This is a genomic window from Campylobacter sp. 2457A, from assembly GCF_020135895.1.
GTDB classification, from domain to species: Bacteria; Campylobacterota; Campylobacteria; order Campylobacterales; family Campylobacteraceae; genus Campylobacter_D; species Campylobacter_D taeniopygiae.
Genome location: NZ_JACHTO010000030.1, coordinates 1 through 11448, shown reverse-complemented (window position 1 = coordinate 11448; position 11448 = coordinate 1). Strand labels below are relative to the sequence as shown.

Annotated in this window: 9 protein-coding genes; 5 read left to right on the top strand and 4 right to left on the bottom strand. The window is 30.5% G+C overall.

Translation table 11 applies throughout. The annotated features are described in order from the left end of the window. Window positions 1-19 precede the first annotated feature (19 nt). From H2280_RS07615 to edd, 4 genes are read right to left on the bottom strand one after another with little or no spacing between them, the layout of a single operon-like run. Window positions 20-1513 carry a UDP-glucose--hexose-1-phosphate uridylyltransferase gene (locus tag H2280_RS07615; RefSeq protein ID WP_337216145.1) on the bottom strand — a complete coding sequence of 498 codons (1494 nt, stop codon included), beginning with the start codon at window positions 1511-1513 and terminating at the stop codon, window positions 20-22. Beyond that, on the bottom strand, window positions 1510-2751 hold the full coding sequence (locus tag H2280_RS07610) for a galactokinase (protein WP_137624510.1): 1242 nt from the start codon (window positions 2749-2751) through the stop codon (window positions 1510-1512). The genes H2280_RS07615 and H2280_RS07610 overlap by 4 nt, the downstream gene beginning before the upstream one ends. An 11-nt stretch (window positions 2752-2762) precedes the next feature. Then, on the bottom strand, window positions 2763-3386 hold the full coding sequence (locus H2280_RS07605; protein WP_137624511.1) for a bifunctional 4-hydroxy-2-oxoglutarate aldolase/2-dehydro-3-deoxy-phosphogluconate aldolase: 624 nt from the start codon (window positions 3384-3386) through the stop codon (window positions 2763-2765). Between the two features lie 9 nt (window positions 3387-3395). Then, window positions 3396-5198, bottom strand: a complete 1803-nt coding sequence (gene edd / locus H2280_RS07600; protein WP_337216144.1) for a phosphogluconate dehydratase — start codon at window positions 5196-5198, stop codon at window positions 3396-3398. Window positions 5199-5346: 148 nt separating this feature from the next. Between edd and zwf the strand changes: the two genes are divergently transcribed. From zwf to H2280_RS07575, 5 genes are all read left to right on the top strand, one after another. Beyond that, complete coding sequence (gene zwf, locus H2280_RS07595; RefSeq protein ID WP_337216143.1) at window positions 5347-6747, top strand: glucose-6-phosphate dehydrogenase; 1401 nt, start codon at window positions 5347-5349, stop codon at window positions 6745-6747. Between the two features lie 142 nt (window positions 6748-6889). Next, window positions 6890-7570, top strand: a complete 681-nt coding sequence (gene pgl / locus H2280_RS07590) for a 6-phosphogluconolactonase (protein WP_337216142.1) — start codon at window positions 6890-6892, stop codon at window positions 7568-7570. Continuing rightward, window positions 7551-8564: a glucokinase gene (locus H2280_RS07585; RefSeq protein ID WP_137624515.1), complete on the top strand. Its 1014-nt coding sequence runs from the start codon at window positions 7551-7553 to the stop codon at window positions 8562-8564. The genes pgl and H2280_RS07585 overlap by 20 nt, the downstream gene beginning before the upstream one ends. Beyond that, window positions 8561-10204 carry a glucose-6-phosphate isomerase gene (gene pgi / locus H2280_RS07580; RefSeq protein WP_337216141.1) on the top strand — a complete coding sequence of 548 codons (1644 nt, stop codon included), beginning with the start codon at window positions 8561-8563 and terminating at the stop codon, window positions 10202-10204. Before H2280_RS07585 ends, pgi begins: the two co-directional genes overlap by 4 nt. A gap of 11 nt (window positions 10205-10215) precedes the next feature. Further along, window positions 10216-11415, top strand: coding sequence for a sugar MFS transporter (locus H2280_RS07575; protein ID WP_337216140.1), 1200 nt, complete (start codon window positions 10216-10218; stop codon window positions 11413-11415). The last annotated feature ends 33 nt before the right edge of the window (window positions 11416-11448 follow it).

Below are 11448 nucleotides of genomic sequence, written 5' to 3'. Positions count from 1 at the left end.
ATAATAATATTAAATTTTTTCATTTATTTAAAGTATTTACAAATTTTTCAAAAGCTTGCATTCCTTTTTTATTACGTTTAAACACTCCGCAATTTTTTAATACCTCTAAAAATGTTTTAGATATTTCTTTTTGTAAAATTTTTTCTATGTTTTTACCATTAATATCTTTATATTTAGGTAGGAAATTTTCAACCCATTGTGTATGTTTTTTAATCTTTTCGTTAGTATTTATATTTTTATTATTAAGGATATAATCACTTAAAAGTTCCAATTCTTCTTTAAGTCTAGGAGGTAAAATAGCAAGTCCCATAACTTCTATAAGTCCTATATTTTCTTTTTTTATATTGTGCAGGTGTTCATGTGGATGAAAAATGCCAAATGGATATTTTTCATCTGTTCTATTGTTTCTTAAAACTAGATCAAGTTCAAATTTAGAATTTTTCATTCTTGCAATAGGCGTTATAGTATTGTGATGTGTATTTTGAGTTTTTGCTAGGATATTGACGTTTTTATCATTATAATTTTTCCATTTTTTTAGGATGAAATCCGCAAATTCTATTAATTTTTTATCGTCTTTACTTGAAATTCTTATAACAGATAATGGCCATTTAACAATACCAAAATCTATATTTTCAAAATTTTTAATTTTGTATTTTTTTTCTATTTTTGCATTATTAAGAGCAAAGGTATGACTGCCTCCTTGAAAATGATCATGACTTAAAATAGAGCCTCCAACTATAGGTAAATCGGCATTTGATCCTATAAAATAATGAGGAAATATTTTTAAAAAATCAAATAATCTTTCAAAAGTTTTTTTACAGATTTTCATTGGAGTGTGTTTTTGATTAAGGATGATACAATGTTCTTTGTAATAAACATAAGGTGAGTATTGAAAAAACCAATTTTCATTGGCAAGTTTTATGGGCAAAATTCTTAAATTTTGTCTAGCAGGATGGTGATAATTTCCTGCATAATATTCATTTTCCTTACATAAAAGACATTGAGGATAATAAGTGTTTTTATTTTCTTTGGCTTTAGCAATAGCTTTTGGATCTTTTTCTGGCTTTGAAAGATTTATTGTAATCTCTAACTTTCCGTAACTGCTTTGAGTTTTCCATTTTATATCTTTTTTAATTTGATCGTTATTGATATAATTGCAATCTTGATTAAATTGATAAAAAAAATCGCTAGCCGCTTTTGGATTTTTTCGATAATATTGCTTAAATTGAGAAATTAATTCACTAGGTTTTGGTGTTAAAAGTCCTATGATTTTAACACCAAATAAAGATCTCGCTACATTATCATTTTCACAAAGTTGATTTTTACAAGCATAATCTAGCAAAGCATTTAAAATTTCATTAAGTGTCATTTTGGAAATTTTTTTTCCTTGCTTGTATTCTTGTAATTTAAAAAGATCAATTAAACCATTTATGTGAAAAATTTTATCTTCTTGTTTGATGAGTTTTTTTTCTAAAGCATATAAAATCAATTGATCAATAAGAGCGTAAATCATAATTTTGTCGCACCTATATTTCTTATATTTAACATATGGCAAGAATCTTGACCAAAAATCTTTTTCATACTTTCTTCATATTCTTGAACAAGTTTAAGAGGAACATAAGCTTGAATGGTTCCCGCAAAACCTCCGCCATGAACTCTACTTACACCTTCATCTTTTAAAATTTTTTCACTTAAAGCTAAAGCTAAAGCTAAATTTTGCTCTAAAGGTTTAGATAAAGAAAAAATGTTTTGTAAAAACTTAAACGATGAGTTTCCTGAATCTTTAATAAGATTTTTAAAAGTTTCAAAATCATTGTTTTTTAGAGCCTGAGCTTCTTTAAATGCGTTTTGATTATCTTTAAAAAAATGTATAGCACGTAAAATAGCTCTATCATGAATTTGTTTTCTTAATGAAGCGATATTATCAAAAAAATCTTTTTCATCTACTTCTCTTAAAACTTTTTTACCAAAAGCCTTTGCAACAAGTTGCATTTCTTCAGTGATTGCGGTGTAATCCGAAGTTAAATCTACATGATCTCCTTTGGTATTGACAATACATAAAAGATAATTGCAATCTGAAAAATCAAAATTTATCTTTTCAACAATAGGTTTTTGAGGTTCCTTAAAATCCATAAAAGAAAATCCTCCTATAGCACTAGCCATTTGATCCATTAGGCCACATGCTTTTCCAAAATAAACATTTTCTGCGTATTGGCTTATCAGTGCTATTTGAGTTGCTGAAATATCAGCATTGTTAAATTCATAATTTAAAATTGTGCCAATCAGATTTTCAAAAGCAGCCGAAGAAGAAAGACCTGAACCTTTTAAAACATCTGAAGTGATATAGGCATCAAAACCTTTTATATTGTAGTTTAAGTCTTTAAATTTAGAACAAATTCCTTTTATCAAAGCTTCTGAACTTCCAATTTCATTTGGATTAAATGCGAGATCATTTAATTTAATTTCTTTTAAATTAAAACCTTCAGAATTAATGCAAATGCTATCACTATTGTTAGGAGCAACCACTGCAATAATATCTAAATTTACAGCAGCTGCTAAAACCATACCATGTTGATGATCGGTATGGTTTCCTCCTATTTCTGTTCTACCTGGAGAAGAGTAAAAGCTAAAATTACTATGCTTAGGATAAAGTTTTTTAAAAGTTTCTAAAGCTTTTAAATATCTTTGTTCTTGGTGGGCTAAAGACTCTTCTTTGTATATTTTTTTAAGATTTTGATTTAATTTTTGCATTTGAAATCCATTTATAAAATTTGTCCTAAACTTTGTTTAGCGATCTGAGTGATTTGATCCCATTTTTTATCCAAGATCAATTCTTTAGGAGTTAGCCAAGATCCTCCAACGCAAAGAACGTTATCCAATTTTAAATAATCATTCATATTATCAAGACTAATACCGCCAGTAGGGCAAAATTTAACTTCTTGAAATGGAGCAGAAAAAGATTTTAACATATTAACACCTCCTGCAGCTTGAGCAGGGAAAAATTTTAAATTTTTAAATCCAAATTCAAGAGCAAGCATTAATTCTCCAGCGGTTGCAATACCTGGAATTAAAGGCAAATCGACATTTTTTGCTTCTTTAGCAAGTATGGTATTTAATCCTGGGCTTATAGCAAATTTAGCTCCTGCATTTTTTACTTCTTCTAGCATTTTAGCGTTTAATACTGTTCCAGCGCCTACAACAGCTTCTGGAATTTCTTTTGATATAAGTTTTATGGCTTCAATAGCTTCTTGAGTACGTAAAGTGATTTCTAAAATTTTAATCCCTCCATCAATCAAAGCTTTTGCCAAATTCACACTTGTTTTTAAATCATAAATTGTTATAACTGGAATGATTTTACTTACTTCTAAGATTTCTTTTGTTTGCATTGTATCTCCTTATTTAAAATATCCACCAAAACTCATTGCGCCTGTTTCAGCACTTGAGGTTTGAGTTCTAAATCCAGCGAAAAGTTCTCTTCCGCAACCAAAAATTTCTTTCTTTTCTAATTTAGGTATTTTTCTTTCTTTCCATTCTTTTTCATCAATAAGAATTTCAAGTATGCCATTTTTTGCATCAAGTAATAACATATCTCCGTCTTTAATTTTAGCAATATCTCCATCAAGTAAAGCTTCAGGACTCATATGGATTGCTGCTGGAACTTTACCAGAAGCTCCCGACATTCTTCCATCAGTAACAAGTGCGACTTTAAAACCTTGATCTTGTAAAATTCCTAAAGGTGGAGTGAGTTTATGAAGTTCTGGCATACCATTAGATCTTGGCCCTTGATAAGGTAAGACCGCTATAAAATCCTTTTGCAATTCTTTATTTTGAAATTTATTTAAAAATTCTTGTTGAGAGTGAAATACCATGGCAGGAGCTTTGATAACTTGATGTTCTTCTTTAACAGCTGAAATTTTAATAACAGCTCTTCCTATATTTCCTTTTAAAATTTTAACACCACCATTTTGAGAGAATGGATTTTCTATATTTCTTAGGATATTTTCTTCTTTGCTTGTTTTTACACCATCTTTATAGACGATTTTTCCATCAATCAAGAAAGGATTTTTGGTATAAGCTTGCATTCCTTGCCCCATTACTGTATTGGCATCATCATGCAATAAACCTTCTTTTAAGAGTTCATTGATAACAAAAGCTAAGCCTCCAGCAGCTTCAAATTGATTAACATCAGCTTTTCCATTAGGATATACTCTCGCTAAAAGTGGAGTAATGCTTGAAATAGCGTCAAAATCATCCCAATTGATGATTATACCTGCTGCACGAGCTATAGCAACTAAATGAATAGTATGATTTGTAGAACCGCCTGTGGCCATAAGTCCTATCATAGCATTGATGATATTTCTTTCATCGAGTAATTCCCCTATAGGTAAAATTTTATTTTGAGTCATATGGCTTGCAGCTTCTCTAACTAAAGCTTCTCTTAAAGATGTGTTTGGATTTATAAAAGCAGAATTTGGTAAATGTAGTCCCATAAATTCCATCATCATTTGATTTGAATTAGCTGTTCCGTAAAAAGTACAAGTTCCTATATCATGATAAGATTTCATTTCGCTTTCTAAGAGTTTATCGCGTGAAATTTTACCTTCAGCAAAAAGTTGTCTGGTTTTTGATTTTTCATCATTGGAAATTCCGCTCGTCATAGGGCCAGAAGGGACAAAAATACTTGGTAAATGACCAAAGCTTAAAGCTCCAATCAAAAGCCCTGGAACTATTTTATCACAAACTCCTAAGTAAAAAGCTCCATCAAAAACATTATGAGAAAGTGCTACGGCTACACTCATGGCTATAACATCTCTTGAGAATAAACTAAGCTCCATTCCATCGTAACCTTGAGTGATCCCATCGCACATAGCAGGAGTTCCGCCAGCAAACTGTCCAAATGCATGATTTTTAAAAAGTTCTTGCTTTATGATATCAGGATAATTTTTAAAGGGCTGGTGCGCTGAGAGCATATCATTATAAGCTGAAACTATGGCAAAATTCGAATCTTTGTTTTCTTTGATTCTTTCTTTAATATGTTCTGGTATGCTAGCATAAGCATGAGCTAGATTCGCACATCCAAGATCTTTTCTTTGAATTTTGCCTTTGTGTGCTTGAATACGTTCTAAATATTCCTCGCGTGTCTTTTCGCTACGTTCTTTCACTTTTTGAGTGATTTGTTTAATTTTATTTAATGCCATGTTTATCCTTTATTTAAAATTTATTTTTTTTATTGTAGCATTTTTTATGTTTAATTATGCCATAATTTTAGATAAAAATTCTAAAATATACTTTTAGTAATTAAAAATAAAGTTTTGGTATTAATTTAATTTTATAAAAGGAGAAAAAATGCAAAGTTTTGATTTTATTTTATTTGGAGCGACCGGAGATTTGGCGATGAGAAAGATTTTCCCTTCTCTTTATCAAGCTTATGTGGATGGATTTTTGCCTCATGTTGGAAAAATGATCGCAACGGGTAGAAGTATGCTAAATGTTGATGAATTCAAGGATAAGATGAATCATAAGTCAAAAATACATGTAAAAAATTGTGATGATAAAAAATGGGAAGAATTTACACACAATATTGATTATTTAAGTATAAATTTAAATGAAACAAAAGATTTTGAACTTTTGAAAGAAAAAATAAGTAGTGAAAGTAAAAATATAGTTATTTATTTTTCAATTTCTCCAGAGTTTTTTATTAAAGCGTGTAAAAATTTAGCATCAGTTGGTTTAAATGATGGTAGGGTTAAAATTATTTTAGAAAAACCTTTGGGAATGGATTTAAAATCTTGTCAAGCTATAAATAATGAAATAGCACAATACTATAATGAAAAACAAATTTATAGAATTGATCATTATCTAGGAAAAGAAAGCATACAAAATCTTTTGATTTTAAGAAGATTTAATCCTATTTTTACTTCTTTATGGAAAAAAGATTATATTGATTATGTCGAGATCAGTGTTTTTGAAACCTTAGGTGTAGAAAGTCGAGGAGAATTTTATGATAGTACAGGAGCTTTAAGAGATATGATTCAAAATCATATTTTGCAAATTCTTTCTTTAGTGGCTATGAAAATTCCAAATACTCTTGATGCTGATTCTATAAGAAGTGCGAAATTGCAACTTTTAAAGAGTTTAAAACCTTTAAGCGATGAAGATATAAAATCAAATGTCATTAGAGCTCAATACAATCAATCAGGAGAATTCAAAGCTTATTTAGACGAAGATAATGTTAAAGAAAATAGCCAAACAGAAACTTTTGTTGCTATAAAAGCGGAGCTTTTGGATGAAAATTGGAAAAATGTTCCATTTTACATTAGAACAGGTAAAAGGATGGCTAATTCTTTTGCTCAAATTGTTATTTGTTTTAAAGATCAGCAAGATCAAAATACCCATCCTAATAAACTTATAATACGTTTGCAGCCAGAAAATCAAATTTCTTTAAATTTAAAAGTAAAAAAAATTGGTAAAACAATGGATTATGAGGAAAATAATTTGATTTTAAATTTAAACAGTGCTTCAGTCATGCAACCATATGAAAGATTGATCTTAGATGTTATAGAAGGCAATCAAGCTTCTTTTAATCATAAAGAAGAATTAGAGGCTGCTTGGGCTTGGGTAGATCCTATTTTGGAAAATTGGAAAAATAAGAAAACACCTTTATATTCTTATTTTGCAGGAAGTTGGGGACCTAAAGAATCATTTGATTTGATTCAAAAAGATCAGCATGAATGGCACAATGTCTAATTTATTAAAAGCAAACTTGAGTAATTTAGAAACAAATTTGCTTAAATTTTTCAGTAATTTTTGTTTATTTTGATGAATATAAGCAAAACTCTGTTACACTTTATTTAAGCAAATTTGTAAAGCAGTAAAATTGGAGGAAAAAATGGCATTTAAAATGCATGAATTTTCAGATTTAGAGTCTTGTAATAAGGCTTTAGTTGAGGCTGTTACTTTATCTATTGAGCAAATTTTATCAGCTAAACAAAATGTAAATTTAGCTTTTTCTGGAGGAAAGTCTCCGGTTTTATTTTTAGAAATGTTAAGCAAAAAAGATTGTGCTTGGGATAAATGTAATGTTTCCTTAGTTGATGAGAGAATAGTTGATCTTAATCATGAAGATAGTAATGCGAGGCTGATCAAAATGCATTTTTTAAAGAATTTAGCCCAAAAAGCGCATTTTAATCCCTTTTTTGAAGATTGCAAACTTTCTTTAGAGGATTTAGTTGAAAATGCAAATAAAATTTACAATCAGCCTGATATTGCTATTTTGGGTATGGGTGGAGATGGTCATACGGCTTCTTTATTTCCTGAAGCAGATGAATTTGATTTTGCTTTAACGACTCAAAAAAGCATTGTTTTAACAACCCCAAAAAATGCTCCATATAAAAGACTTTCCATGTCTTTATCAGCATTGGAGAAATGCAATAAATTGTTTTTATCTATAGCTACAAAAGAAAAACAACTTGTTTTTAATGAAGCTGCTAAAGGTTTAAATCCTAAATTTCCTATATCTTATATACTTCATTCAGAAAAGGTGATGTGTGATGTCTACTTCTCAAAATAAAAAATCATATCCAAGGCTTTTAGCTGATATTGGTGGCACTAATGCTCGATTTGCATTAGAAACTATGCCGGGTAAAATCGATAATGTTGAAGTTTTAGCTTGTCATGATTATAATACTGTTGTTGATGCAGCGAAAACTTATTTAAGTAAAGTTGGTAATCCAGTAGTTCGATTTGGTGCTTTTGCTATTGCCAATCCTGTTTTGGGCGATTGGGTTCAAATGACAAACCACCATTGGGCTTTTTCAATTGAAACCACAAGACAAGCTTTAAATTTAGAGTCTTTGATACTTATCAATGATTTCACAGCTCAAGCTTATGCTATAACCAAAATGCCACTTTCTGAGTTGATGCAAGTGGGTGGAACTTCTTGTGAAGTATATGCGCCAAAAGCTGTCTTAGGTCCTGGAACAGGGCTTGGAGTAAGTGGCTTAATTCCTTGTAATGAATGCGGATATACAGCTTTAGCTGGGGAAGGCGGACATGTTAGCTTTGCACCTTTTGATGATACGGAAATAATGATTTGGCAGTATGCAAAGAAAAAGTATGGCCATGTATCGGCTGAGCGTTTTTTAAGTGGAGCGGGTTTAGTACTTATATATGAAGCTTTAGCTAGTAGGGAAGGCATAAAGCATTCTAAAATGACTCCAGAGTTGATTAGCGAGCAAGCTTTAAGTGGCAAATCCCCTTTATGTCGTTTAACCTTAGATATATTTTGTGCAATGTTAGGCACAGTTTCTTCAAATTTAGCTTTAACTTTGGGAGCTAGGGGTGGAGTTTATCTTTGTGGAGGAATTATTCCTAGATTTATTGATTATTTTAAAACATCGCCTTTTAGAATACGTTTTGAAAATAAAGGAAGGTTTGATGCTTATTTGGCTGCTATTCCTGTTTATGTAGTTTTAGCAAAATATCCAGGCATTAGTGGTGCAGCAGTCGCTTTAGAAAATCATTTAAAAGATTATATCTTAAAAGAAGTGAAAGGTGAAAAATGAAATCTTTAACGCATTTAAATTCTTATAAGGAGTTGCACAATCACTTTTTAAATATAAAAGATGTGCACATGAGAGATCTATTTAAAGAAGATCAAAATAGGGGAACAAGATACTTTCTTGAGACTGGTGATTTAAAGCTTGATTATTCAAAAAATCGCATTAATAATGAAACTTTAAAATTATTGTTTAACTTAGCTAATGAATGTTCTTTAAAAGAAAAAATGGTGGCTATGTTTAAAGGTGAAAAGATCAATACAACTGAAAATAGAGCGGTTTTGCATACTGCTTTAAGAAATAAAGGTAATCATCCTATTGTGATTGATGATATGGATATCATGCCTAATGTTAGAGAAGTTTTAACAAAGATGCAAAATTTTTCAGATTCTTTGCGTTCTGGTGCTTGGCTTGGTTATACAAATCAAGTGATTACAGATGTTGTAAATATAGGTATAGGTGGATCTGATTTAGGAGCTTTGATGGTTTGTGAAGCTTTAAAAAATTTTGGACATCCAAGATTACACATGCATTTTGTTTCCAATGTTGATGGAGCGCAATTGCAAGGTGTTTTAGATCAAGTTCATCCCGAAACAACTTTATTTATAGTAGCTTCTAAAACCTTTTCAACTCAAGAAACTTTAACTAATGCATTTACAGCTAGAAAATGGTTTTTAAATCATGCCTTAGATGAAAAGCACATAGCAAAACATTTTGTGGCTGTTTCAACCAATAAAGAAGCGGTAAAAGAATTTGGTATTGATTCAAATAATATGTTTGAATTTTGGAATTGGGTCGGCGGACGTTATAGTCTTTGGTCTGCTATAGGCTTGGCTATTATGATTTATTTGGGTAAGGAAAATTTCTCTTCTTTATTAGAAGGGGCATATTTGATGGATGAGCATTTCTATAATGAACCATTTGAGAAAAATATGCCTGTTATTCTAGGTTTAATTGGGGTTTGGTATATCAATTTCTTTGATGCAGGTAGCCATATCATAGCTCCTTATGATTCTGTGTTAAAATATCTTCCTAAATTTATACAACAATTAGACATGGAAAGCAATGGTAAGCAGGTTAGAAAAGATGGTAAAAAAGTTGATTATGATACAGGTCCTATTATTTGGGGTGATACAGGTATTAATGCTCAACATGCTTTTTTTCAACTTTTACATCAAGGAACGCATTTAAGTCCTATTGATTTGATCGCATCCTTAAGTAAAAAAGGAAGCTTACCAGGGCATCATGAAATTTTACTCAGTAATGTTTTTGCACAAGCTGAAGCTTTTATGAAAGGAAAAACTCTTGAAGAAGTTCAAAAAGAAATGTCTAGTAAGGGATTTAGCGAAGAGCAAATTCATAAACTTGCGCCTCATAGAGTTTTTTCAGGTAATAGACCTAGTAATATTATTTTACTCAATGAAATCAATCCTAAAAGCATAGGTTCTTTGGTTGCTTTATATGAGCATAAAATTTTTGTTCAAGGTGTGATTTGGGGCATTAATAGTTTTGATCAATGGGGAGTTGAACTTGGCAAAGAACTTGTTAAAACCATTTTATCAGAGCTTCAAGGTGGAAAAATCCAAGAACATGATAGTTCTACAAAACATCTAATACAAATTTATAAAAATTTTAATTCAATTTAGAAGGAAAAAATATGCAAACTAAAACTAATTATTTTGCTTTAGTTGCCTTAACGGCTTTATTTTTTGTGATAGGTTTTATTACGGTCTTGAAAGATATTTTAGTTCCGCACTTAAAGGATATTTTTGAGCTCAATTATTTTGAAGCGACTTTAGTGCAGTTTTGTTTTTTTAGTGCCTATTTTATAACAGGCGGATTTTTTGGAAAACTCTTAGAAAAGGTAGGTTATCCTACAGGGATTATTTTAGGTTTTATATTAACAGCAATAGGCTGCGTTCTTTTTTATCCCGCAGCTTCTATGGCTTCTTACCCTATATTTTTAGGCGCTCTTTTTATTTTAGCAAGTGGAATTGTCTTGCTTCAAACAACAGGAAATCCATTTGTAACTTTACTTGCGCCTGGTAAAGAATCTACAGCTTTAACTTTAGTTCAAGCCTTTAATTCTTTAGGAACAACTTTAGGACCACTTTTTGGTGCGGCTTTTATACTTTCAGATACTACAAAGTATGCAAACAAAATGGAAGAAGCTCAATCAGTTCAAATGCCTTACTTATCAATTGCAGGAGCTTTAATTATTTTAGCGGTTGTGATGTATCTTTTAAAGCTTCCAGATGTGAGAGAAAAGACTGAAAAAATCAGTGATGAAAATCATGATGGAAAAGCAAGTTTATTTCAATACTCTCACTTTGTTTTAGGTGCAATAGCTATATTTTTCTATGTTGGGGCTGAAGTTGCTATAGGTTCATTTTTAATTTCAACTATGAGTAATTATGCAGGAATAGAAGGAAAAATCGGTGCAGAGTATGTAGCATTTTACTGGGGTGGAATTATGATAGGAAGATTTGTTGGAAGTTTTATTATGACTAAAATTGCCCCAAATAAATGTCTAGCATTTAATGCTATTGTTAGTATTTGTTTGATTATATTAGCTATTTTGTTTGGTGGGAAAATTGCTATGGTGAGTTTATTAGCTATAGGGCTTTTTAATTCTATTATGTTTCCATCAATTTTTTCTTTGGCAACAAAAAATTTAGGCAAATTTACAAGTCAAGCTTCTGGATTTATCAGTATGGCTATTGTTGGCGGTGCTATTATTCCACAGGTGCAAAGTTTAGTAGCTGATAATATTAGTTTGTTGTTTTCTTACATAATTCCTTTAATATGTTATATTTATATCTTTTTCTTTGCCTTTAAAGGATATAAAATTAAATAACATTAGAAATAAAAAGTGAAAATTTCACTTTTT